The organism is Stutzerimonas stutzeri (assembly GCF_019090095.1).
GTDB lineage: Bacteria > Pseudomonadota > Gammaproteobacteria > Pseudomonadales > Pseudomonadaceae > Stutzerimonas > Stutzerimonas stutzeri_AN.
The window spans coordinates 317,790-340,916 of record NZ_JAGQFP010000002.1 but is presented as its reverse complement, the minus strand read 5'-3'; the positions used below and the strand labels follow the sequence as shown (position 1 = coordinate 340,916).

Annotated in this window: 18 protein-coding genes and 1 tRNA gene; 5 read left to right on the top strand and 14 right to left on the bottom strand. The window is 63.9% G+C overall.

The genetic code is table 11. The features are described from left to right. Positions 1-8: 8 nt before the first annotated feature. On the bottom strand, positions 9-245 hold the full coding sequence (gene rpmB, locus KVO92_RS11290; RefSeq protein WP_014854578.1) for a 50S ribosomal protein L28: 237 nt from the start codon (positions 243-245) through the stop codon (positions 9-11). Positions 246-835: 590 nt separating this feature from the next. Between rpmB and KVO92_RS11285 the strand changes: the two genes are divergently transcribed. Beyond that, a complete protein-coding gene (locus KVO92_RS11285; RefSeq protein ID WP_423836243.1) occupies positions 836-1,621 on the top strand; it encodes an IclR family transcriptional regulator in 786 nt (261 codons plus the stop codon). A gap of 63 nt (positions 1,622-1,684) precedes the next feature. On the opposite strand, the gene KVO92_RS11280 is transcribed toward KVO92_RS11285, so the two are convergent. Further along, entirely contained in the window at positions 1,685-2,266 is a 582-nt protein-coding gene (locus KVO92_RS11280; protein ID WP_217475743.1) for a TetR/AcrR family transcriptional regulator, read from the bottom strand. 99 nt (positions 2,267-2,365) lie between these two features. Here KVO92_RS11280 and KVO92_RS11275 point away from each other — a divergent pair, with 99 nt between their 5' ends. After that, positions 2,366-3,268 carry a serine aminopeptidase domain-containing protein gene (locus KVO92_RS11275; RefSeq protein ID WP_217475742.1) on the top strand — a complete coding sequence of 301 codons (903 nt, stop codon included), beginning with the start codon at positions 2,366-2,368 and terminating at the stop codon, positions 3,266-3,268. A 381-nt stretch (positions 3,269-3,649) separates the two neighbouring features. On the opposite strand, the gene KVO92_RS11270 is transcribed toward KVO92_RS11275, so the two are convergent. From KVO92_RS11270 to gabD, 4 genes are all read right to left on the bottom strand, one after another. Then, on the bottom strand, positions 3,650-4,792 hold the full coding sequence (locus tag KVO92_RS11270; RefSeq protein ID WP_217475741.1) for an acyl-CoA dehydrogenase family protein: 1,143 nt from the start codon (positions 4,790-4,792) through the stop codon (positions 3,650-3,652). A gap of 12 nt (positions 4,793-4,804) precedes the next feature. Continuing rightward, positions 4,805-6,001 (bottom strand): acyl-CoA dehydrogenase family protein, encoded by a 1,197-nt coding sequence (locus KVO92_RS11265; RefSeq protein WP_019341979.1) that lies wholly within the window; start codon positions 5,999-6,001, stop codon positions 4,805-4,807. A 43-nt stretch (positions 6,002-6,044) separates the two neighbouring features. After that, positions 6,045-8,150 (bottom strand): 3-hydroxyacyl-CoA dehydrogenase NAD-binding domain-containing protein, encoded by a 2,106-nt coding sequence (locus KVO92_RS11260; protein WP_217475740.1) that lies wholly within the window; start codon positions 8,148-8,150, stop codon positions 6,045-6,047. A 353-nt stretch (positions 8,151-8,503) separates the two neighbouring features. Continuing rightward, entirely contained in the window at positions 8,504-9,952 is a 1,449-nt protein-coding gene (gene gabD / locus KVO92_RS11255; protein WP_217475739.1) for an NADP-dependent succinate-semialdehyde dehydrogenase, read from the bottom strand. Positions 9,953-10,280: 328 nt separating this feature from the next. On the opposite strand from gabD, the gene KVO92_RS11250 reads away from it, so the two are divergent. Then, positions 10,281-10,357 (top strand) — tRNA-Arg (locus KVO92_RS11250). A 170-nt stretch (positions 10,358-10,527) separates the two neighbouring features. Here KVO92_RS11250 and KVO92_RS11245 read toward each other — a convergent pair. Continuing rightward, a complete protein-coding gene (locus KVO92_RS11245) occupies positions 10,528-11,406 on the bottom strand; it encodes a LysR family transcriptional regulator (protein WP_217475738.1) in 879 nt (292 codons plus the stop codon). 117 nt (positions 11,407-11,523) lie between these two features. Between KVO92_RS11245 and KVO92_RS11240 the strand changes: the two genes are divergently transcribed. Further along, positions 11,524-13,503, top strand: a complete 1,980-nt coding sequence (locus tag KVO92_RS11240) for an alkyl/aryl-sulfatase (RefSeq protein ID WP_217475737.1) — start codon at positions 11,524-11,526, stop codon at positions 13,501-13,503. A gap of 336 nt (positions 13,504-13,839) precedes the next feature. Here the strand turns inward: KVO92_RS11240 and KVO92_RS11235 are convergent, their stop codons facing one another. The 4 genes from KVO92_RS11235 to KVO92_RS11220 all read right to left on the bottom strand — a co-directional run bounded on the left by KVO92_RS11235 (position 13,840) and on the right by KVO92_RS11220 (position 19,682). Further along, positions 13,840-14,565 (bottom strand): DUF4198 domain-containing protein, encoded by a 726-nt coding sequence (locus tag KVO92_RS11235; RefSeq protein ID WP_217475736.1) that lies wholly within the window; start codon positions 14,563-14,565, stop codon positions 13,840-13,842. A gap of 58 nt (positions 14,566-14,623) precedes the next feature. Continuing rightward, on the bottom strand, positions 14,624-16,750 hold the full coding sequence (locus tag KVO92_RS11230; RefSeq protein ID WP_423836230.1) for a TonB-dependent siderophore receptor: 2,127 nt from the start codon (positions 16,748-16,750) through the stop codon (positions 14,624-14,626). 371 nt (positions 16,751-17,121) lie between these two features. After that, positions 17,122-17,511, bottom strand: coding sequence for a response regulator (locus KVO92_RS11225; RefSeq protein ID WP_217475734.1), 390 nt, complete (start codon positions 17,509-17,511; stop codon positions 17,122-17,124). Beyond that, positions 17,508-19,682: a PAS domain-containing sensor histidine kinase gene (locus KVO92_RS11220; RefSeq protein WP_217475733.1), complete on the bottom strand. Its 2,175-nt coding sequence runs from the start codon at positions 19,680-19,682 to the stop codon at positions 17,508-17,510. Before KVO92_RS11220 ends, KVO92_RS11225 begins: the two co-directional genes overlap by 4 nt. A gap of 369 nt (positions 19,683-20,051) precedes the next feature. Between KVO92_RS11220 and KVO92_RS11215 the strand changes: the two genes are divergently transcribed. Next, on the top strand, positions 20,052-20,420 hold the full coding sequence (locus KVO92_RS11215; protein WP_217475732.1) for a PH domain-containing protein: 369 nt from the start codon (positions 20,052-20,054) through the stop codon (positions 20,418-20,420). 47 nt (positions 20,421-20,467) lie between these two features. Here the strand turns inward: KVO92_RS11215 and KVO92_RS11210 are convergent, their stop codons facing one another. Genes KVO92_RS11210 through KVO92_RS11200 form a run of 3 tightly spaced genes read right to left on the bottom strand, consistent with a single transcriptional unit; the run spans position 20,468 to position 23,125 of the window. Beyond that, positions 20,468-20,923, bottom strand: a complete 456-nt coding sequence (locus KVO92_RS11210; RefSeq protein WP_217475731.1) for a heme-binding protein — start codon at positions 20,921-20,923, stop codon at positions 20,468-20,470. A gap of 26 nt (positions 20,924-20,949) precedes the next feature. After that, on the bottom strand, positions 20,950-22,122 hold the full coding sequence (locus tag KVO92_RS11205) for an alpha-hydroxy acid oxidase (RefSeq protein ID WP_217475730.1): 1,173 nt from the start codon (positions 22,120-22,122) through the stop codon (positions 20,950-20,952). Next, positions 22,112-23,125: a 2-hydroxyacid dehydrogenase gene (locus KVO92_RS11200; RefSeq protein WP_217475729.1), complete on the bottom strand. Its 1,014-nt coding sequence runs from the start codon at positions 23,123-23,125 to the stop codon at positions 22,112-22,114. The genes KVO92_RS11205 and KVO92_RS11200 overlap by 11 nt, the downstream gene beginning before the upstream one ends. Positions 23,126-23,127: the final 2 nt, after the last annotated feature.

The following is a 23,127-nucleotide window of genomic DNA, read 5'->3' as shown; positions in this document are numbered from 1 at the left end:
AGTTCTCCTTAAACCTTTTCGCCGCGAGCGCGGAGTTCAGCCAGAACGGCGTCGATGCCGCGCTTGTCGATAATACGCATGCCCTTGGCGCTCAGGCGCAGACGGACGAAGCGGTTCTCGGACTCGACCCAGAAGCGATGATGCTGCAGGTTCGGCAGGAAACGACGACGGGTTTTGTTCATTGCGTGGGAAACGTTGTTCCCGGTTACCGGACCCTTACCGGTAACTTGACAGACTCTCGACATGCCTCAGCCCTCTAAAACCACATGCCCAACCCGGCATGGGTTGGCCGCTTGAATTCACTTGTCTTTCGGCGCTCAGCGCCACGTTTCATTGGGGTCTTACCGGCTACGCGGCAAGCGAAGAAACCGGGCCCCTAGAAAAGAGCGCTGCTTTATATCAGAAAGCCCCCCGAGCAACAAGCGCGGCATGACTTTTCCCGAGCCGCGCCGTGCGCGCTCGACAGGCGGCAGAGCGCGTCGGGGCGCCTATGCACCGCTTTGCCGTTCGTCGGCTGATTTTGGATCGAATAGATGAAACGAACCGGCCCGACGCCGCAGCTCAGCGTGCCGCCGCCCCGCCAGCAGGCTCGACAGGGGACAGCCCTCCGGTGGGGCCCCACCACAAACAGGTGCCGCTTTAGCGAATCACAATTTTACTGTGCGAAATTCGGAGTGGGATTTTTCCACTACTATGAAACAATGCCCATCGACAGAGCGGAGGATCTTCCTGACCTCGGACGATGACACGCGCCGGCGCAGCCGTACTGCTGCCTCTCAAGGCGTTCTGCTATCGTTCGCCCCCGCTGCCCCACTACCGGAAAAAGACCGACATCATCATGAGCGACGCTGAAGACATCGAGAACCCGAAAGACCGCAAGTTCGTCGAGGCCCTGTCTCGTGGCCTGGACGTGCTGCGCGCTTTTACCCACGGTTCGGTGGTGATGGGCAATCAGGACATCGCACGGATCACCGGCCTGCCCAAGCCCACCGTGTCGCGCATGACCTACACCCTGACCAAGCTTGGCTATCTCAGCTATTCCCAGCAGCTGGAGAAATATCAGCTCGATTCCGGCGTTCTGGCACTGGGTTACGCCTACGTGTCCAATCTTCGCGTGCGCCAGCTGGCCAAGCCCTACATGGATGAGTTCGCCCGCCGGACCAACACGTCGGTCGGCCTGACATGCCGTGATCGCCTGTCGATGATCTACGTGGAAAACTGCCGCCCGGCCGAGGTTTCGACGTTGCGCATGGATGTTGGCGTCCGCCTGCCCTTGGCGACCACCTCCGCGGGCCGTGCCTTTCTGGCCGCCACCCCGGAAAAGGAGCGCGAGCACCTCATGGCCGCGCTGGAAGCCAAGTACGGCGACGACTGGCCCGCCATGAAGCAGTCACTGGAAGGCTCCTTCGAAGAGTTCCGCCGTCACGGCTTCTGCCTGTCGCTCGGCGACTGGGACCGTAACGTCAAGGCAGCCGGGGTGCCGCTGCACCTGGCCGACGGCAGCATCATGGCGCTGACCTGTGGTGCGCCCTCCTTCCAGCTCAGCGAAGAGACGCTGCGCGGCTCCCTGGCACACCAGTTGGAAATGCTCGCCCGCGATATCGAGAGCCTGGGCGTCTGATCGCTAGCGCGGCCACGCCAGTCCCCGCGCGGAGACGCTGCCGGGCCGGCGAGCCGTCCTCATCTATTGCGCCCTGACGCTGGCCCAGGCGATCTCCGCGAGCAATTCGCGTACATCGGCCAACGCGGTGCGAGAGCGCCCGGCCAGCCAGTTGCGCGCCATGTCGTGGCAGGGCCCGATCACCACGGCCAGGAAACAGTCACCCGGCATCCGCCGAAAGGCGCCGCTGTCCCGATGCCGCCGCAGGATGGTGCTGACCCGCTCGCCGTGCGCCTGGTTGACTTCACGCAGCCGCTCACCCATTTCGCCGGCCTCAACCCGTCCGCGGTTGTGCAGCACGAAGCGGGCCCAGTCGGGGTTCGCCACCACCCAGTCGATATAGCTGGTCACGAATAGCTTCACACACGCCTCGGCATCCAGCGTCTCGATCAGCCCGGCCTCCAGCAGCGCCGCATACTCACCGATGCCTTCCAGGTACAGCGCCGCGATGATCCGCTCACGATTGCCGAAATGATGGTAGAGGCTGCCGATGCTCGCTCCTGACCGATCGCGGATCATCTCGATGGTGGTCGCCTCGACACCGAACTCGGTGAAACAGGCGAGTGCGGCCTGCAGGATTTCCTGTTTACGGCTACTGCGAGCCATCCGACCTCCAAGGTGAACTAGAATATTTTTCTAGAATTATCTTCTGCTCTTCGTATACTGCATGGCGCGTGGCAAACCTAGAAGAGCGGAGAACAAAAAATGGCGACGATACAGGCACAAGAGCGCTCGATCGACAACGGCAACGGTCATCTGCTGTCCAGCTACTGGTACCCAGCAGCGGGCACACCACGCGGGGCGGTGCTGATCGTACCGGCGATGGGCGTCAAGCAACGCTTCTACGCCACCTTTGCCGGTTGGCTCGCCGAGCAAGGCTATCTGGTCGTCACCTTCGACTATCTGGGCATGGGCCGCTCCCGCCGCGTACCGCTGCGCCAGCTGCAGGTCGACATCCTCGACTGGGCCCGCCACGACTGCAGCGCCGTGCTGGCGGCGGTAGCCGACGCTGCCGGCGAGTTGCCGATCTACTGGATCGGCCACAGCGTCGGCGCGCAGATCCTGCCGCTGGTCGAAGGTCATGGACGGCTGAGCCGCATCGTCACCATCGCGGCGGGCAGCGGCTACTGGCGCGAGAATAGCCCGCAGATCCGGCGCAAGGCCTGGCTGCTCTGGCACGGCCTGGCGCCGGCGCTCACGGCGATCGCCGGGTACTTTCCGGGTGACCGTATCGGCGCCGTGGGCGACCTGCCCGCCGGCGTCATTCGCCAATGGCGACGCTGGTGCTTGCACCCGGACTACCTGGTCGGTATCGAGGGCGAACCCATGCGTCAGGCCTTCGCCGCGGTGCGAACGCCGCTGACCTCACTTTCGTTCACCGACGACGAAATGATGTCGGCACGCAACACCGAATCGCTGCACGGTTTTTATACCGGCGCGCCAAAAACCCTGCGTCGGATTGCGCCCAGCGAAGTCGGCGCGGATCGCATCGGCCATTTCGGCTTCTTTCGCGAGTCCTTCAAGCCGACACTCTGGTCCGAACACCTGCTGCCGGAGCTGGAGCCGCACCACCAGGCTCAGGCTGCAGCGCTGGCTACGGCGACATAACGCTTCGCCACCACAGCACCTATGCGAACCGTGGTATCAGCCCCTGTGCGACGCCGGCCATCGTAGGGTGGATCACGCTCCACCGATCCACCGGTGCCGACCCAACCGCGTGGATGTGAAAAGCGACATCCACCCTACGAACTGCAGCGCTGGCAACGGCGCGCTTTCGCCGCACGGCACTTGTGCGAACCGTGGTATCAGCCCCTGCGTCACACCGGCCATCGTAGGGTGGATCACGCTCCACCGATCCACCGTGCCGACCCAACCGCGTGGATGTGAAAAGCGACATCCACCCTACCGAGCGGCGTCCCTTGCCGACATTTTGCTCTGATAAAAAAACCCGCTCCTGAGAGCGGGTTCGGTTGTCGTGCGGTCAGGCGATCACGCCACCTGCATCAACTTCGCGTACGCCTTCAGATGATGGTCATCGTCACCGAACTGGTGGGCGATCATCACCAGCCGCTTGGCGTGGTGGGCGAGGTTGTATTCCCAGGTCATGCCGATGCCGCCGTGCAGCTGGATCGCTTCTTCGGCCACCTTGCGGGCGGCGCGGGCGCAGATGTATTTGGCGGCGGCGATGATACGACGGCGGTCGTCGTTGTCTTCACCATCGGCAAAGGTCGCCGCGAGGATCGCCATGCTGGTGGCCTGCTCCAGCTCGGTTTGCATGTCGACCATGCGGTGCTGCAGGACCTGGAACTTGCCGATCGGCACGCCGAACTGCTTGCGCGTCTTCAGGTAGTCGAGGGTCAGCTTGCAGGCTTCGTCCATGCTGCCCAGCGCGTCGGCGCATTGCGCGGCGATGGCGCGACCCTGCTGGTAGCGCAGCGCCGGGAGCGCGTTGCCGATCTCGCCCAGCACGGCATCGGCACCGACCTGCACGTTGTCGAGGAACAGTTCGCAGCCCTTGCGCCCGTCGATGGTCGGGTAGACGCGACGGCTGACGCCTTGGGCAGTCGGGTCGATCAGGAACAGGCTGATCCCGGCCTCGTCACGGCTATCGCCTGCCGTACGTGCCGAGACGATGAGCTTGCCGGCGCTGTGCCCGCCAATCACCACCGCCTTGCGGCCGCTCAGGCGATAGCCGCCGTCGGCCGCCTCGGCCTTGGTCTGCACATCGTTGAGGTTGTAGTGACTCTGCGGTTCCTCGAAGGCGACCGCCAATTGCAGCGAACCGGCCGCCACCTGCGGCAGCAGATCAGCCTTCTGCGCGTCACTGCCCAGCTGATTCAACAGCCCGCCGCCAAAGATCACCGATTGCAGGTAGGGCTCCAGCGTCAGGCCGCGCCCCAGCTCGGTCATCACCAGCATGGTTTCCACGCCGCCACCACCGAAGCCGCCGATCTCTTCGGAGAACGGCACGGCAGTCAGGCCCAGCTCGCCCAGCTGCGCCCAGAACTCGGCTGAGAAGCCCAGTTCCGACTCGCTGAATTTCTCGCGCTGCTCGAACGGGTAGGCGTCGCGCACCAGACGCGCCGCGGTGTCTTGCAGCATTTGCTGCTCTTCAGTCAGTTTGAAGTCCATTGCGGTGCCCCCTTACAGCTCGAGAATCATCTTCGAGACGATGTTCTTCTGGATTTCGTTGGAGCCGCCGAAGATCGACAGCTTGCGCATGTTGAAGTAGTCGCCGGCCAGCGACGCGCTGTAGTCGGCATGCAACAGCTCGCCGTCGTAGTCCAGCTGCAACTCTTCCTCGAGGAACGGCAGCGCGTACGGCCCGATGACCTTGCGCAGCAGGCTGGTGATGGCCTGGCGGATTTCGGTGCCCTTGACCTTGAGGATCGAGGACTCGGCGCCGGGCACACCGCCCTCTTTCGCCGCGGCGAGAATGCGCAGGGTGCTCATCTCGATGGCCATCAGCTGCATCTCGACTTCCGCGACCTGAGCGCGGAACAGCGGGTCTTCGAGCATCGGCTTGCCGTCGCAGACTTCCTTCATGGCGATGCGCTTGAGGTGCGCCAGCGCAGCCTTCGACGCGCCGATGCCGGCCAGGCCGGTGCGCTCGTGGGTCAGCAGGTACTTGGCGCAGGTCCAGCCCTGGTTTTCCTCGCCGACGAGGTTTTCCACCGGCACGCGGACGTTGTCGAAGAAGACTTCGTTGACCTCATGGTCGCCGTCCAGGGTGATGATCGGCCGCACGCTGATGCCTGGCGTGCTCATGTCGATCAGCAGGAAGCTGATGCCGCGCTGCTGCTGGGCTTCAGGATCGGTGCGCACCAGGCAGAAGATCATGTTGGCGTGCTGGCCGAGGGTGGTCCAAGTCTTCTGGCCGTTGACCACATAGTGGTCGCCGTCACGCACCGCACGGGTCTTCAGGCTTGCCAGGTCGGAGCCGGCGCCCGGTTCGGAATAGCCCTGGCACCACCAGTCTTCACCCGAGAGGATGCGCGGCAGGTAGTAGTCTTTCTGCTGCTGGGTGCCGAACTTGATGATCACCGGCGCGACCATGTTGACGCCGAAGGGCACGCTGCGCGGCGCACCGAACGCGGCGCACTCCTCGTCGAAGATGTGCTTCTCGACCGGGCCCCAGGTGGTGCCGCCCAGCTCCACCGGCCAGCCCGGCGCGTACCAGCCGCGCTTGACCAGGATCTGCTGCCAGCGCTGATGGTCTTCCTTGGACATGTGCTTGCCAAGCTTGACCTTGGCAGCGATGTCCGCCGGCAGCTCGTTTGTCAGGAAGGCGCGCACTTCATCGCGGAAGGCGAGCTCTTCGGCCGTGTAGTTGACGTTCATGGGAAGGTCCTCATGGTGCGTTCGGATTGCAGGCGGGCGGCGCTCATTGCCCGGCCTGCCAGTCGGTGAAGGTGCGGCCTTCGGCGGCCAGTTTTTCCAGCAGCGGCGCTGGCTTCCACCAGTCGCCGCACCGTGCGTGCAGCTCCTTGACCCGCGCCAGCACGGTGTCCAGGCCAACGCTGTCGGCGTAGAACATCGGGCCACCACGGAAGGCCGGGAAGCCGTAGCCGTTCAGGTAGATGATGTCGATATCGCTGGAGCGCTGGGCGATGCCTTCTTCGAGAATCTTCGCACCCTCGTTGACCAGCGCAAAAATGCAGCGCTCGACGATGTATTGCTCGTCCAGCTCGCGGCGCTCGATGTCCTTTTCCCGCGAGGCTGCTTCGAGCATAGGCGCGAGCTCGGGATTCTCCAGCGGCGTGCGGTTGCCCGGCTCGTAGCGGTAGTAGCCGGCGCCGGTCTTCTGCCCAAGCATGCCGGCGGCGCAGAGCTTGTCGGACACGGTAGGGAAATCCAGATGCGCCGGCAGTGTCGCGCGCTGGCGCTTGCGGATCGCCTGGCCGATGTCGAGGCCGGACAGATCGCGCATCGCAAAGGGCCCCATGGCCATGCCGAAGTTGCGCAGCGCACCATCGACCTGCTGCGGCGTGGCGCCCTCCTCCAGCAGGAATTCCGCCTCGCGCCCGTACTGGAAGACCATGCGGTTACCGACGAAGCCGTCGCAGACGCCGACCACCACCGAGACCTTCTTCAGTTTCTTGCCGATGGCCATGGCGGTGGCGAGCACCTCATGACTGGTCTTCTCGCCACGCACCACTTCCAGCAGGCGCATGACATTGGCCGGGCTGAAGAAGTGCAGGCCGACCACGTCTTCGGGGCGCTTGGTGAAGGCGGCGATGACGTTCAGGTCCAGTGACGAGGTGTTGGACGCGAGGATCGCACCGGGCTTGCATACCGCATCCAGCTGTTCGAAGACCTGCTGCTTGACGCCCATCTCCTCGAACACGGCTTCGACCACTACGTCGACGTCGGCCAGCGCGCCGTAATCCGTGACACCGGTGACCAGCGCGAGGCGCTTTTCCATCGCCTCCTCGGTCAGGCTGCCGCGCTTGACGCTGGCCGCGTAGGTGTCACGGGCGCGCTGCAGGCCGCGCTGTAGCGCCTCTTCGTTGATCTCCAGCAGCTTTACCGGCACCCCGGCATTGGCGAAGCACAGGGCGATCCCGACGCCCATGGTACCGCCGCCGATCACCGCGGCGGTGTTGATTGCCCGCGGTTTCACATCCGCCGGCAGATCGTTGATCTTGCTCGCCTGGCGTTCGGCGAAGAAGGAATGGATCAGCGCGCCGCGTTGCGGTGAGTTCAGGCACTCGGCGAATAGCTCACGCTCGCGCTTGAGGCCCTCGGCCAGCGGCAGCTGGGTCGCCGCTTCGACTGCCGCGATGCAGCGCAGCGGCGAGAACAGCCCCGGCATGCGCTTGGCGACTTCGGCATGCTTGGCGCGGATCAGCGCCTCGTTGTCGGCGCCTTCCAGACCGAAGGTTTGCTCGCCGCTGCGACGCGGGCCGCGGTCGGCATTGAGCAGGCGGCGCGCAAAGCTGATACCCGCCTCAGCCAGCTCGCCGTCGAACAGCTCATCGACGATGTTGTGCTCGACGGCCTCGGCCGCACCGATCGGCGTGCCGCTGACGATCATGTCGAGCGCCTTGGCGACGCCCGCCAGGCGTGGCAGGCGCTGCGTACCCCCAGCGCCGGGCAAGAGGCCCAGCTTCACTTCCGGCAAGCCGACCTTGGCGTCCTTGCGGGCGATGCGGTAATGGCAGCCCAACGCGACTTCCAGGCCGCCACCCAGGGCCGTGCCATGGATCACGGCGACGCTCGGCTTGCCAGAACCCTCGATGACCTCGATCACCTCCGGCAGGCTCGGCGCCTGCGGCGGCTTGCCGAATTCCTTGATGTCAGCGCCGGCGATGAACGTATTGCCTTCGCAGACCAGCACCACGGCGCGCACCTGCGGGTCCGCCTCGGCGCTCTGAAAAGCATGCAGCAAGCCTTCGCGCACGGAATGGCCGAGCGCATTGACCGGTGGGTTGTTGACCGTGATCAGAGCAATCTCGCCCTGACGTTCGAGCCGTACGGCGTCCGACATGACAGGCCTCCGCTTTGTGAAATGATGATTGGATTTGTAATTTCACGGAACTATGTTTCGCACAGCAGAATAGTCGACTCATTTCTGCATGTCGAGAGCGTGGCAACAATCACATCGACTGACAACTGCCACAACGTTGCATCGCGCCCGCGCGTCACCGTCTTCGCTGGTGATAGCGGCGCTCGGGGCGCGCCAGTGAGGTGCTCGGATACCCGCAGTCCGCAAATAACAGCAGACCCTCGCGCGATTGGGCGCTACCGGCTCGGCTTATTGACCAGCGGGATAAGCCGCCATAAACGAAAAAAGGAGCCAGCCCCGGACGGGACTGGCTCCTTCTGGTACTGCGGGGCGTTTTACAGCCCGAGGCAGAGATACTTGATCTCCAGATAATCCTCGATGCCGTATTTGGAGCCTTCACGGCCCAGGCCGGACGACTTCACGCCGCCGAACGGCGCCACCTCGGTGGAGATCATTCCGGTGTTGATACCGATCATCCCTGACTCGATGGCCTCGGCCACGCGGAATACGCGCCCCAGGTCGCGAGCATAGAAGTAGGCGGCCAGGCCGAACTCGGTATCGTTGGCCAGGGCGATGCCCTCGGCTTCGTCTTCGAAGCGGAACAGCGGCGCCAGCGGACCGAAGGTTTCTTCCTTGGCCACCTTGGCGTTGTGCGGCACGTTGACCATCAGCGTCGGCTCGAAATAACTGCCGCCCATCTGGTGCGCCTTGCCGCCGGTGACCACCTGCGCACCGTTGGCGACGGCATCTTCGATGTGCTCCCTGACCTTGGCCGCCGCGCGGTCGTCGATCAGCGGGCCAATATCGGTGCCCTCTTCCAGGCCATTGCCGACCTTCAGCTTCTCCACCGCCGCCTGGAATTTCCTGGCGAACTCGTCGTACACACCGTTCTGCACATAGATGCGGTTGACGCAGACGCAGGTCTGCCCGGCGTTGCGGTACTTGGACTGCATCGCACCCTTGACCGCCTCGTCGAGGTCGGCATCGTCGAACACCAGGAACGGCGCATTGCCGCCCAGTTCCAGCGAGACCTTCTTGATCCCCGGTGCGCACTGCGCCATCAGCTTGGCGCCGACTTCGGTGGAACCGGTGAAGCTGATCTTGCGCACCGTCGGGTTGGCGGTCAGCTCATCGCCGATGTCGCCGGCCGATCCGGTGATCACGCTGAACACGCCCTTGGGAATCCCGGCACGCTCGGCCAGCTCGGCCAGGGCCAGCGCGGAGAATGGCGTCTGGCTTGCCGGCTTGAGCACCATGGTGCAACCCGCCGCCAGCGCCGGACCGGCCTTGCGGGTGATCATCGCCGCCGGGAAATTCCACGGCGTGATGGCGGCGGTGACGCCGATCGGCTGCTTGATCACGATGATGCGCTTGTCTTTCTGATGCCCCGGGATGGTGTCGCCATAGACGCGCTTGGCCTCTTCGGCGAACCACTCGATAAAGGAGGCGGCATAGGCGATCTCGCCCTTGGCCTCGGCCAGCGGCTTGCCCTGCTCCAGCGTCATCAGCCGGCCCAGATCGTCCTGGTTCTCCATCATCAGCTCGAACCAGCGGCGCAGCTTCTGCGAACGCTCCTTGGCGGTCAGGTCGCGCCAGGCCGGCAGCGCGCGCTCGGCCGCTTCGATGGCGCGGCGGGTTTCGGCGGCGCCCATCTTCGGCACGGTGCCAAGAATCTCGTTGCTGGCCGGGTTGTTGACCTTGATCGTCTGGCCGCTGTCCGCGTCCTGCCAGGCGCCGTCGATATAGGCCTGCTGGCGGAACAGCGTGGTGTCTTTGAGTTGCATGGCAGTCTCCTGAGAGCCGGCGTGATACCGGGAATTGGACCGAGGCCGTCTGGCCGATATGAGGCGTTTGGGGATGGAACCGCCTGAGCTACCTCAGAGCGAGCGGCAAGCTCTGGGTTCCTATCGCCTGAAAGCGTTTGAAATCCCGAACGAATGCTAGGCCCATAGCCCGACAACAGGCAACACCATGTTCGAAAAAATTAACGAACCATAGCCCGCCCTGATAGCAGCCCCGCGACGCACCGCAGCCTGCCCGCCCTCCGCCGCCCAGCCCGCCGAACCGCCATGGACGACCGCTAACGACATGCGTATGATTGCGCCCCGCAACGCATCCGTAGCTCAGCTGGATAGAGTACTGCCCTCCGAAGGCAGGGGTCGTGGGTTCGAATCCCGCCGGATGCGCCATCTTTCGATCATTCGGGCTCGTTTTCAACGGCTCGCATGTCGCCCTCCCGGTGTCACCAGCCGACACCCGGCAACCGCTAAAAACCTATTTAATTGGTCTGCACCACCGCCTGGCGCGATGGGCTGCGGGCGACCTCCGCGCCGTCTTTGTCTTCGCCAGGTACCTGCGCTCACCGCAAAATTTCCGCACGCAACGCATGGCCCGCCGGCGACAGCTGATGGCCGCGTCGGTGTACCAGCCCGTATGCGGAATGGTGGCTCAGTCGTTCGCTGAGCGGATCGAGTTTTGTCAGGCGTCCCTCGTCGAGCGCCTCCTGGACGACATCGCGTGGCGCCAGGCAAATCGCGTCGCTCTGCTCGGTCAGTTTCATCAGGAGCAGGAAGTTGTCGCACTGGATGCTGAGCATTTCGCGTCCGGTTTCGCCCAGCACCGCCTGTTCCACGGGTTCTGGCAGTTGCGAGCCTGCCAAGGGGTAACGTGCGAGGTCTTCGAACCTCACGTGGCGCTGGGCAAGCAATGGGTGCCCCGGCCGGCAGACCAGCGTGCCCGGATGCACCGGCAGCGCCACGATTTCCAGCGCCGGATCGCTTTCCAGCTCGCGAATATCGGCGACGAACAGCTCGATGCGCTCATCGAGCAGGGCCTCGCGCAGCGTCCTCCAATCGCCGACGGTCACCGTGACCGCCAGCCGCGGGTGCCTGTCGACCAGCCTGGCGAGGGCTTCGGGCACCAGCCGCGACGCCGGGAACGGACCCGCGCCAAGACGCAGCTGCCCGGCTTCGAGGTTGTCGATCTGCTGCACCGCCTCGATCAGGGCGCGGCTGCCCAGCAACAGGCGTCGGGCATGCGCCTCGACCAGGCGCCCCTGGGCCGTCAGGCTGATCCCGCGGCTATGGCGATTCAACAATGGACAGCCAAGCGCGGCTTCCAGGGCCTGAATGCTGCGGCTGAGCGCCGGCTGGCTCAAGTGCAGGGCATCGGCCGCGCGGGAAAAGTGTCCATGGTCCACGAGCGCCACGAAATGGCGCAGTTGGCGAAGATCGTTCATGCGCGTCCTGCATCGGATTCTGTATTTGATTGCATTGGAATTATCACCAGTGCGCCGGCAGAGTGGCAACGAATGCGAGGCCTATCGGCCTGACGCCACTGCCACCAAGGAGCTGCCATGTCGACGCGTCTTATCAGTGCCATTGCGGCGATCGTTTCGTTCGCGGCGGTCGCCCATGCCGAAGCTGGTCCCGCCACCGCCGCTACTCGCGACGCGAACGCCGCCGTAGCTGGCCAGCTGGATTTCAGCGACCGACAAGCCTTTGAAGATGCCCAGCGCGGCTTCATGGCCGCGCTGCCAGACGCCGAGGTGAGCGACGGCAACGGCCAGCGCGCCTGGAGCAACAAGCCGTACGCCTTCCTGAACGAAGAGCAGGCGCCACCCAGCGTCAATCCCAGCCTTTGGCGGCAAGCCCGACTCAACGCCATTCATGGTCTGTTCCGCATCACCGATGACATCTATCAGGTACGCGGGATGGACCTGGCCAACATGACCATCGTCGAGGGCAAGACCGGGCTGATCATCATCGACCCGCTGCTCACCCCCGCCACTGCACGGGCAGCGCTGGCCCTGTATCGCCAACACCGAGCGGACCGGCCGGTGGTGGCGGTCATCTACACGCACAGCCACGTCGACCACTTCGGTGGCGTCAAGGGCGTAACCAGCCAGGCCGAGGTGGATGCCGGCGCGGTGCACATCTATGCACCGACCGGGTTCATGGAGCATGCGGTCAGCGAGAACGTCATCGCCGGCAATGCCATGACCCGTCGCGCCCGCTACATGTACGGCACCGACCTGCCGATCGACCCGCAAGGCCACATCGACACCGGGCTCGGCAAGGGGCTCGCGCGCGGTCCTCTGACGCTCATCCAGCCGACCGACCTGATCAGCGAGAATGGCGTTCGCCGGATCGACGGGGTAGACATCGACTTCCAGCTCGCCCCGGAAAGCGAGGCCCCGGCCGAGATGATGATGTATTTCCCAGCCCAGCGCGTGCTGAACACCGCCGAGCTCACCTCTCAGCAGATGCACAACGTCTATACCTTGCGCGGCGCAGAGGTGCGGGATGCCAGCCAATGGTCGCGTTATATCGACGAGGCGCTGGATCGCTACGGCCCGATCAGCGATGTGATCATTGCGCAGCACCATTGGCCGGTTTGGGATAGCGCGCACGCTCAAGAATTCCTCGCGGGCCAGCGCGACCTCTACAAATACATTCACGACCAGACGGTGCGGCTGATGAACCAGGGCTACCGACCCGGAGAGATCGCCGAGGCCTTGCAACTGCCAACGAGCCTGGCCAACCGCTGGTATGCCCGCGGTTACTACGGCACCCTTCGCCATAACGCGCGCGGTGTCTATCAGCGGTATCTGGGCTGGTACGACGGCAACCCGGCCAACCTGGACCCACCCGCCCCGGTCGATGCAGCACGCAAGACCATCGAGTACATGGGCGGTATCGAGGCGGTACTCGAGCGCGCGCGTGCCGACTACGCCGCGGGCAATTACCGCTGGGTGGCGTCGGTGATGAGCCAGGCCGTGTTTGCCGAGCCGGACAACCGCGCAGCCCGTCAGCTGGAGGCCGACGCCCTCGAGCAGTTGGGCTATCAGGCGGAATCCGGACCCTGGCGTGACGTTTACCTGTCCGGTGCGCAGGATTTACGCGCACCACGCGAAACCCCTCCCAGCGATCCCCGCCTGCGGGCCGACCTGCTCCGTTCCCTGGATACCGGCATGTTCTTCGACCTGCTCGGCGTGCGGCTGAACGGACCCAAGGCCGAAGGCAAGCACATCGTGATCAACTGGGTATTCACCGATACCGACGAGCGCTTTCGGCTGAATCTGCAAAACAGTGCGCTGACCTGGCTCGCCGATCGCCAGGCCAGCAACCCGGACGCCGCGCTGACCCTGACGCGCAAGACGCTCGATAGCATCCTGCTGGGCGAAAGCAGCTTTGCGAAGGCGTTGCAAAGCGGCGAGATCCGTGTCGACGGCGAGGCCAGCAAGGTGCTCGAGCTGCTAGGGCTGATGGACAGCTTCAGCCCCGACTTCCCCTTGGTCGAACCGAAGGCTGGCAGCCAGACGGCGGCACGCTAGCCGCGCTGTCGAGCGACGGGCGCGCCAGCGGCAGGTCGCCCCGGCGATGAAGGGGGTGGATTGGAGATTCAACGCAACGCTCCAGAGCGGGGCCCTCGGATCCATGAGGCAGCCGAATGGCCGCCTGGGAAAGCGCCATGCCGGCTCGACTATGACCGCGACCGCCACGCCATGTGGCCATCGTCATAAGCCAAGGCCCCGGATGAGCATCCGGGGCCTTTACATGGGGCGAGCGTGTTGTCGGTAGCGTGGTGCTGCGCGCCCAATGTCGCGAACCACCGGTTATCCGCAGCGATTGCGTTCGATCGGCCTTGGCGGGCGGAAGGACGATGCCCTTCAATGCTCGTGCTTGGCGCTGACGAAACTCAGCGAAGAGAACATGCCGCGCACGCGTGCGTCCGGGTCTTCGCTCGGCACGGTGGTGGAGGCGGCGATGACGTTCAGGCCGTGGTTGCGCACGGTGATCATCGCCTTGCCCTGCTTGTCGGTGGTCGCGGCCACTTCGTCGGGGTTGTTCACGTAGTCGGCGATCAGTTCGACATCGGCGGCCGGTTTACCATCGACCAGGACCTGAACCTCCAGCGCCTTGCCCACTTCCACCGACAACGGATCACGCTGCGGCACGATGGCCAGCTTGAGCTTGTCCAGTGCAGGCAGCTTGGCACCCTCCTCCAGCACCGTCAGGCTGTACTTGTAGTAATGCCCGGAATCCAGCGCGCCGGGGACCTTGGTTTCGCCGACGTTGAGCCACTGCTTGTCCGGCGCCTGGGTCCAGTAGCCGTTATCCAGCGCCACGCTGAGCACCGCGGCGGACTCCAGTGGCTTGAGGCGCGCATGGTCCTCGAGCCGCTCAACGGTAACCGGGATTCGGCCGCCATGGTGATCAGCCGCCCAGGCGCCGGAGATCTTCTTCGGATCGAAGGCGTTGTCTTCGGCGCCGTGGCCGTAGATCACTTCGATATTGCCGCGGCGCTCTTCGGTCCACATGCCATGGGCGGCGGCCTGCCCTGCCATCAGTGCAGCCATCAAAGCCATGGCGTATTTCGCGTGGTACTTGTTCATCTTCCATCCTTTTGGATCTAGAGAATGACGAGCCGGCCCGGGGTGGACCGACTCTGCGTTACAGATTCAGCGACAGACTCAGGCTGAGGTTGCGCGGCTCGCCCGGCATCACCCAGACGTTGCTGTAGGAGCGCTCGTAGTAGGTGCGGTCGAGCGCGTTGTTGAGGTTCACGCCAAGCGTCAGGTCCGGCGTGGCCTGGTAGCGCGCCAGCAGATCCACGGTGGTGTAACCCGGCAGCTCGAAACCGCTGTCCGCTACGTTGCCGGAGCGCTCACCGACGTAATTGACCCCGCCGCCCAGCTCCAAACCGCGCAGTTCGCCGTCGAGGAACTCATACACACCGAGCAGACTGCCGCTGTGCTCGGGCACGTTGAGCAGGCGACTGCCGCGCGCCAGGGTGTTGTCTTCCGTGACTTCGGCATCGACATAGGCGTAGGCGCCGATCACGCGGACTTCGTCGGTCAGCTGTCCCGTCAGCTGCAGGTCGATGCCGCGGCTGCGCACTTCGCCAGCGGCGATCTGGTACGCGGAGTCAACCGGATCGGCGGTGAGGACGTTTTCCTTGGTCAGGTGAAAGGCAGCGACGGTCATACCCAGACGACTGTCGAGCAGGTCGAATTTGAAGCCCGCTTCGTAGCCAACGCCCTCCTCCGGATCGAACGACGTTCCGGCACCGGGTCGTGGCGCGCCGGTGTTGGGCTTGAACGACTGCGAAGCGTTGGCGAATACCGCCACTTCAGGGATGAATTGGTAAAGCGCCCCAACGCGCGGCGTGACCTTTTCATGGGTCTGCTCGGCACGGGTGCCGGCGACTTCGTTGTCCAGGCGCTGCTCGTAATGGTCGTAGCGCGCGCCGATGACGCCGAACACCTTTTCGCTGAAGCGCATCTGGTCCTGCAGGTTCAGCGATCTGGAATGGATCAGCTCGTGGCGATCGGTGCTACGCCCGCCGGGGCCAACGCTGAATGGCGGCCGTGGCTGCCCATACACAGGCTGGTAGATGTCGATCTGCGAGATGGGGCGGGTGCGCAGCACCTCTTCGGTCTTGGCAAAGCGCTCGTATTCGGTGCCGATCAGCAGGTTGTGCTCGACGCTGCCGGTGTAGACCAGGCCGCGCAGCTCCAGCTGGGTGATGCTGTCCTGCCAATCGTAATCGCGGTAGCGGTATTCGCGGCTGAGGGTGCGCGCGTCATCGTCGAGAAAACTCGCCTCCGTGGCACCGCCACTCAGGCGTCCCTGCTTGTAGTGGCTGGCCAGGCGGAGCGTCCAGCTGGCGTTCAGGTCGTGCTCGAGCTCGGCCTGCAGGGTCTCGTTGTTGTTGTCGATGTCGCCGTCACCGGGCTCGCCGAAAAAGTCGGCACGCGACACGCTCCCCAGGTGGTCATGCGGCGCAACCACGCCACGGTCGAATACCTGGCTGTTGCGGATCACCTCGGCCTGCACCAGCAGGCGGGTCTCAGGCGAGAACTCCCAGCTGAACGCCGGTGCGAAAAACTGGCGCTCACCGGCGCGGTGATCACGAAAGCTGTTGCTGTCCTCTACCGCAAGATTCATCCGATAGAGCATCGTGCCCTCGCCATCGAGCGGCGTATTCACGTCCAGGCTGCCGCGGTAGCGATCCCAGCGACCGGCGCTGAGGTCCAGCCGGGCAAACCGGTCCTGCTGCGGGCGCTTGCTGACAATGTTGATGGTGCCGCCCGGATCGCCTCGACCATAGAGGCTGGACGCCGGCCCCTTGAGCACGTCGATGCGCTCGACGTTGGATGAATCCTGGGGGTTCATATAGCCGCGGTTGACGCTGAAGCCGTCCTTGTAGAACTCCGAGGTGGTCAGCCCGCGGATGCTGTACTCGTACATCGTCAAACCGCCGAAATCATTCTGGCGGGCCACGCCGCCCGCGTAATCCAGGGCTTTCTCGATGCGGGGGCTGCGCAGGTCGTCGAGCACCGTTGCCGGGATGACGCTGACTGCCTGGGGGATCTCCTCGAGTGGCGTATCCGTCTTGGTCGCGCTGGCGGAGCGCCGTGCCTGATAGCCCTGGCTACCTGCCCCGTCCTGATCCGCCATGACGACCACGTCATCGAGCACAGCCGTGTCGTCCTCCTGTGCCAACGCCGGCATCGATGCCAAGCCCGTAACCGCCGCAATCGCAATAGACCTCGTTGAAACCCTGCACCTGCTCATAACGCTTCCGTTTAGATGTTATACCATAACATTTGAGCGAAGCGTTTTGCCGCTGTCAAGGGCGCGACCGCTCTGCAAAGCGCCATTGACGCTTTTTGGCACGGGCGGCGGTATAGGCCAATGCCATAGCGCATCGACGTCGTCCTTCGACGCGACGTTGAACCAGATCATTTCCCTGGAGCTGGGCGGGGCCGAGGCAAGTCCGCTGTCACGCGCTAGCTACTGGCTTTGCGCAATAGGCCGGCACTGTTGCCTTGAGCTCAGTGAGACCGCGTATTTCTGATTGCGGAAGATGGCGCTGAGGCTTCAATAAGCCCAGCGCGAACCCCTGAGCAAAGCAGTCGCCCATGCCTGAGCAGGCGGTATCCCGGCTATGGCAGCGAGCGCTTCTGGCGCTTGGCTTCCGATGCGGTCAGGGTGATTTTCTGGCGCAGCTGACATTCCGAAAAAGGCTTGTGCAGAATGTGGCATCCGCTGAACTCAGCCGGTATTCGGCTGGCGCCGTACCCCGTGCTGAAAATGAACGGGATGTCGCGATCACGAAGCACTTCAGCGACAGGAAAGACGAACTGGCCGGCCAGGTTGACGTCCAACATGGCCAGGTCCACGTCCACAGATCGCGCAGCATCGAGCGCCGCAGCCAGCCGTGCCACTGACGCGACGACTTCGCAGCCCAGCTCTTCCAGCATTTCCTCGATCATCATCGCGACGGCGCCTTCGTCCTCCACGACCAGCACCTTGATTCCAACCAACGAGGTCATGGATCTTTCGCTCCGATGAGGATCGAAAAGCGGCACACAAACCCCGCTGTGGCGAAATCGGTTTCGAGTGTCCCTTCCAGATCCCGTTCGATGCAGCGTTCCATCAAACGGAAGCCCAGCCCATGCCGCCCAGTGCTGACCACCGTAGGCCCTCCGTGCTCGCGCCAGAGGAAGCTGACCCGGGTTTCGCTCGGGCGCACCTGGACATCCCAGGTCACTGACAGAGAACCGGTCTCGGTCGACATCGAGCCGTATTTGAGCGCGTTGATCGCGAGCTCGTTGAGCGTCATCGTGAGGCTGAGCGCTACTCGGGTATTGACCTCAATGGATGCGCCGTCAACCCGAACGCGGCCAGGCTCATGGCCTACGATCGGCATCAGCACTTCACGGACAAGCGAATCCAGCGGGGTGTCGCCCCAATGCCGCTTCGTTAACAGATCGTGGGCCCGCGACAACGCGAGCAGCCTTGCTTCGAACCGCTTGTAAGCATCACCCGCGCTTTGTGCGTTGCGCGCCGTTTGGGCGGCCAGGGACTGCACGGTGGCAAGCGTGTTCTTGACCCGGTGGTTGAGCTCGTCGATCAGGGTCTTCTGTCGGTTTTCAGCCTGCTTTCGCTCGGTGATGTCGACCAGCATGTTGATCGCGCCGATCACGACTCCATCGGTATCATGCAGGGGCGTCGGATAAGGAATGAACGGCACACGGGTGCCATCCGGACGCTCGGCAATGGCCTCCACGCCTCGTATTGCGCGGTTTTCCTTGAGCGCTATCGCCATCGGACATTCATCGTGCGCAAGCGGGCTTTCGTCCGCGTTGAATAGCCGCCAGCTGACGCACCACAGCTCACCCAGCTGGGGCGTTCGGCCGGACAATTCGATAGCGGCCTGATTGAAGAAGGTGATGCGGCCCTCGGCGTCGGTCGTATAAACCGCCGCGGGCAATGCTTCGAGCAGGTCTCGCATATGCCGTTCGCTTTCTCGAATTCGCGCCTCCATTCGCTGCGTCAGCGTGACATCCTGGATCACCCGCACGCCATAGCGAAAGCCACCGGACGGGTTCCGTACCGACGAGCTATGGATATCCAGATAAACGAGTTCGCCATCCGGTTTGAGCGCACGCTTGCGAAGCACATAGCGATCAAGCTCGCCGGCCACCTGCCGGGCATACAGTGCAGCGTCCTGCTCAACGTCGTCCGGGTGGGTATAGTTCAGGAACGTCATGGCCAGAAGCTGCTCTCGGCTTCGACCGAGCATGGTGCAGAAGGCGTCGTTCACCCGCAGCAGCTGGCCATCCGCATCGGCCTCGGCTATGCCTATCGTGGCCGCCTGATAGGTTGCCGAAAGTCGATCGTCGCTCTCGCGGCGTGCGGTCTCAGCCAGGTGGACATCGGTCACATCGATTGTGAAGCAACGGGTATTGAACAGCTTGCCGTCTTCGAACCGGCCGTTCGACGTGATCTGGACGTGCTTGATCGTTCCATCCTTGGCCCGCAGGCGCGCCGGATAACTTTTCAGACAGTCGCCGCGGCCAAGGTTGCTGAGGATGTCACCGATCACGGGCGCATCCACATGAAACGCCGTGATGGGTTGGCCGATGTACTCGTCGGCCGTATAACCTAAAAGCGCTAGTTCCGACTTGTTGGCCCGCAGGATGATGCCTTGAGCGCTGACGATGTGAAGGCTGACCGCGCTGTTTTCGAAGAAGTCTTCCAGATCGGCGCTTTTGCGCTGAAGCTCCTCGGCAATCGCGTGATAAGCGGAGACATCCTGGAAACAACCCATGGCGCCTTGAACGGCCCCCAGGCGGTCTTTGAGTGGCCTGACGTTCACAAGCGCCACGAACCGCGACCCGTCCGGACGTTGAACGATCACTTCGGCATTGCGAATAGCCGCGCCGGTTTTGAGCGCCAACGCCATCGGGCAGTCGTCTACTGCCAGCGGCGCGCCGTCCAGTCTGAAACGCCGATACGAGCCACAGAAGCGGTCACCCGCTACGCCAACCAGGGGCGTTCTGCCCCACAACTCAGCCGCTTCGGTGTTGTATCTGACCAGCCATCCCTCACGGTTACAGAGATAGACCGCACCGGGAAAGACATCGATCGTGCTGTTATCCAACGAGACCAAGTGATCGTACTCACATGGTTCCCTGGGAGGTTCCTCTTGCGTCACCATCTGTAATCCTTGGTCCGCCCTGACTAAACGCCTGTGAAAGCAGGCTGATGAGGGCGACTCCGCTCTGAGCGGGCACGTCACCCTTCATTAGCGTGTGGCGGAACATAGTTATCCAACGTTACTACGCGATGGCATCTGCTCCGCTACGATCAGCTGAATAGCTCGTCGACGGTTCATTGGCAGGAAGAAAGAGCGCGCAGGAAAACACGTACAGCGCCCGGTTGTCGACCTCAAGTCGGCGACCCGACCGGCGCTCGGCATATCGTCGCGGCGTCAGGCATAGACGTTACCCAAGGCCTGTATGGCGGATCGGGGACGCTCGCAGAGCGACACATGGACACCAAGGCAAGGGCCAAAGGGGAAAACTGAATGATCGACTTCAACAACAAAGGCTTCTTCAAGCTCAAGCAGAACGACGAATACGCCGAGCGGGTCAGGGCCTTGCTGCTGGACGGCGAGCAGGTCATCGACGCGTACAAGTCGATGCGCGACGGCGTGGTGTTCACCACCCAGCGGATCATCGCGGTCAACGTGCAGGGCCTCACCGGCAGCAAGAAGGATTTCACCTCCCTGCCCTACAAGAACATCGTCGCCTATTCGGTGGAAACGTCCGGCACCTTCGACCTGGACTCCGAGCTGGAAATCTATTTCTCGTCGCTGGGCCAGGTAAAGTTCGAATTCACCGGCAAGACCTCGATGGTGGAAATATCCAAGCACATATCGAGGCACGTGTTCTGACCAAAGGCGGGATATCCGCAGCCTCAGCCTGAGGGGCACCACCGGATTCAGCCCGTTCGCTCGACCGCCTCGGCGCCCGCCTGGGCCACCTGCGCGGCTTCGCTGCGATGGACGCCATGCACGGCAACCGCGCCGATGCAGCGTTCCTCCACGTAGAGCGCGATGGCGTCGAGACCGTAGCGGAGATGCCCCGCACCGAACCTCGGCGACGTCTCGCCGACCCGGGCGACTTGCTGGGCGGCGACCTGTTGCGCCTTTCTGATCGCGCAGCGGGCGCTGTCGGGCGGACTGCCGTCGAGCTTGACCAGGCCAAGCGGTTCGCCCGCGGTATCGACGACAGCAATGGACACCGCCCAGCCATGGCGTTCGGCCTCGGCACGCGCCGCACGCAACGCCGTTTCCGCGCGCTGCAGGCCGAGCTGAAAACGATCCTCCAGCGGCGGCGGGCCAGCATAGATGGCGGCTTCAACGTCCCACAGTCCTGATAACAGTCCGCGTCCCATAAACCCTCCGCTATCGGCTTCACGCTCTATTTTTTGTTATTGACCAGGCATGCCCGGGTGACCTCCTCGATCCGGGTCAGCCCCAGCAGTGCCATGTCACGTTGCAGTTCGGCCGCCAGCAGGTCGATCGCATGGGTCACGCCCGCCTCGCCCGCATAGGCCGCCGCGTAGTTGAAGGGCCGGCCGATGAACACCATGCGTGCGCCCAGCGCCAACGCCTTCAATACGTCCGTGCCGCGGCGGAAGCCGCTGTCGACCATCACCGGCAACTCGCTGACCGCTTCGACGACTCCGGGCAAGGCTTCTAGCGCCGAAAGCGTGCCGTCGAGCTGTCGTCCGCCGTGGTTGGACACGATGAGCGCATCCGCCCCCACATCCCTCGCCTTGCGCGCGTCGTCCGGATGGAGCACACCCTTGACCACCAGCTTGCCCGGCCACAGCCGCCGGACCAGCTCGAGATAGCGCCAGTTGAGATGGCTGCGCCCCGAGAAATCCCGCTTCACGTTGCCGGACAGGATCGCGACGCCGCGCGTGGCGTAGTTGTTCTCGAAATGCGGCATGCCGTGATTGATCAGGGTGCGCATGAAGGTGCCGAACAGCCAGCGCGGGCGCATCAGCCCATCGTAAGCCAGGCGCAGGCTGGGGCGCAGCGGGGAACTGAAGCCCGAGCGCGTGTTGTTGTCGCTGTTGGGCGGTACCGGGTAGTCGACGGTGATCACCAGCTTGTCGAAGCCGGCGCTGCGCACGCGCTCGATCAATGCCTCGATGCCGGCTTCATCGCCCGGCAGGTAGGCCTGAAACCAGTCCGTGTTGCCGTTATCGAGCACGTCCTCCATGCGGATCAGCGAGCTGCCGCTGAGGATCATCGGGATACCGGCCTTGGCCGCCGCCTGCGCCTGCACCAGGTCGCCGCGGTAGGCCGAGAGCGCGCTGATGCCCATCGGGGCGATGCCGATCGGCAAGGCGTAGCGCTGACCCAGCAATTCGGTTTCGAGCGAAATGTTGGACACGTCCACCAGCGCCCGTGGCAGGAACGAATAGGCGTCGAAGGCGCTGCGATTGGCTCGGGCGGTGTGCCCGTCTTCGGCGACATTGGCGATGTAGCCGTAAATCGGCCGTGGCAGATGGCGCTTCGCCGCGCGATCGAGATCATGCAGGTTGAGGATCGACGCCAGGCGTCGAGAGGGGTTACTGGGCATCTAACGACTGTTCCTGCTGTGCTGCTGAAAACCCGTTCGGGCGGGCCTCGGGATTGACCAGGTCCCGCGGGCGTTCGCCGCGCAAGGCCTGGCAGATGTTTTCCACCGCGCGATTGGCCATCGCTTCGCGGGTTTCATGGGTGGCCGAGCCGATGTGCGGCAGGGTCACCACGTTGTCCATGCGCAGCAGCGGAGACTCCTGCAGCGGCTCCTGTTCGAACACGTCGAGCCCGGCACCGGCGATCAGGCCCTCGTCGAGCGCCCGGATCAGCCCGGCCTCGTCGACCACCCGGCCGCGGGCGATGTTGATCAGGAAGGCCGAGCGTTTCATCGCCCGGCATTGTTCGTAGCCGAGCAGATGCTCGGTCTGTTCGGTCAGCGGCACGGTCAGGCAGACGAAATCCGATTCGGCCAGCAGCTGCTCGAAGCTGCGCCGCTCCAGCCCCCATTCGGCTTCCAGCTCGGGCTTGGGCGAAGCGTTGCTGTACAGCACCCGCATGTCGAAACCCAGCGCGCGGCGGGCGATGGCCTGGCCGATGCGCCCGAGCCCGACCAGGCCGAGGGTCTTGCCGTGCACGTTGCTGCCGAAGTGCGACTCGCCGACATGCTGCGTCCAGCGACCCTCGCGCACCATGTTCGCCAGTTCGACCAGACGCCGGGCGCTGGCCATGATCAGCATGAAGCCGGTATCGGCGGTGGTTTCGGTGAGCACCTCCGGGGTATTGGTCAGCAGGATGCCGCGCCGGCTCAGCTCGGCCACCGGCAGGTTGTCGTAGCCCACCGAAATCGTGGCGATGGCTTCGAGCTGCGGCGCCTCGTCAAGCAACGCCGAACTGACCTGCAATTTGCCGCCGATCAACCCGTGCGCCTGGCGCAGCGCGGTGGCGACGGCCTCGGGTTGCAGCTCCGGCGCTTCGAAATAATCGACCTCGAAGCCTTCGCGCAAGCGCTGCAGGTGCGAGTCTTTAAGCCGCCGCAGGGCGACGATTCGTTTCTGATGCATCG

What these genes read in the sequence shown, in the direction of transcription:
- gabD (WP_217475739.1), bottom strand. Translation starts at nt 9,952, where the DNA reads ATGCAACTCAAAGACACCACGCTGTTCCGCCAGCAGGCCTATATCGAC.
- KVO92_RS11265 (WP_019341979.1), bottom strand. Translation starts at nt 6,001, where the DNA reads ATGAACGTCAACTACACGGCCGAAGAGCTCGCCTTCCGCGATGAAGTG.
- KVO92_RS11280 (WP_217475743.1), bottom strand. Translation starts at nt 2,266, where the DNA reads ATGGCTCGCAGTAGCCGTAAACAGGAAATCCTGCAGGCCGCACTCGCC.
- KVO92_RS11210 (WP_217475731.1), bottom strand. Translation starts at nt 20,923, where the DNA reads ATGGGACGCGGACTGTTATCAGGACTGTGGGACGTTGAAGCCGCCATC.
- KVO92_RS11240 (WP_217475737.1), top strand. Translation starts at nt 11,524, where the DNA reads ATGTCGACGCGTCTTATCAGTGCCATTGCGGCGATCGTTTCGTTCGCG.
- rpmB (WP_014854578.1), bottom strand. Translation starts at nt 245, where the DNA reads ATGTCGAGAGTCTGTCAAGTTACCGGTAAGGGTCCGGTAACCGGGAAC.
- KVO92_RS11260 (WP_217475740.1), bottom strand. Translation starts at nt 8,150, where the DNA reads ATGTCGGACGCCGTACGGCTCGAACGTCAGGGCGAGATTGCTCTGATC.
- KVO92_RS11200 (WP_217475729.1), bottom strand. Translation starts at nt 23,125, where the DNA reads ATGCATCAGAAACGAATCGTCGCCCTGCGGCGGCTTAAAGACTCGCAC.
- KVO92_RS11225 (WP_217475734.1), bottom strand. Translation starts at nt 17,511, where the DNA reads ATGACCTCGTTGGTTGGAATCAAGGTGCTGGTCGTGGAGGACGAAGGC.
- KVO92_RS11275 (WP_217475742.1), top strand. Translation starts at nt 2,366, where the DNA reads ATGGCGACGATACAGGCACAAGAGCGCTCGATCGACAACGGCAACGGT.
- KVO92_RS11235 (WP_217475736.1), bottom strand. Translation starts at nt 14,565, where the DNA reads ATGAACAAGTACCACGCGAAATACGCCATGGCTTTGATGGCTGCACTG.
- KVO92_RS11205 (WP_217475730.1), bottom strand. Translation starts at nt 22,122, where the DNA reads ATGCCCAGTAACCCCTCTCGACGCCTGGCGTCGATCCTCAACCTGCAT.
- KVO92_RS11270 (WP_217475741.1), bottom strand. Translation starts at nt 4,792, where the DNA reads ATGGACTTCAAACTGACTGAAGAGCAGCAAATGCTGCAAGACACCGCG.
- KVO92_RS11230 (WP_423836230.1), bottom strand. Translation starts at nt 16,750, where the DNA reads ATGAGCAGGTGCAGGGTTTCAACGAGGTCTATTGCGATTGCGGCGGTT.
- KVO92_RS11220 (WP_217475733.1), bottom strand. Translation starts at nt 19,682, where the DNA reads ATGGTGACGCAAGAGGAACCTCCCAGGGAACCATGTGAGTACGATCAC.
- KVO92_RS11215 (WP_217475732.1), top strand. Translation starts at nt 20,052, where the DNA reads ATGATCGACTTCAACAACAAAGGCTTCTTCAAGCTCAAGCAGAACGAC.
- KVO92_RS11245 (WP_217475738.1), bottom strand. Translation starts at nt 11,406, where the DNA reads ATGAACGATCTTCGCCAACTGCGCCATTTCGTGGCGCTCGTGGACCAT.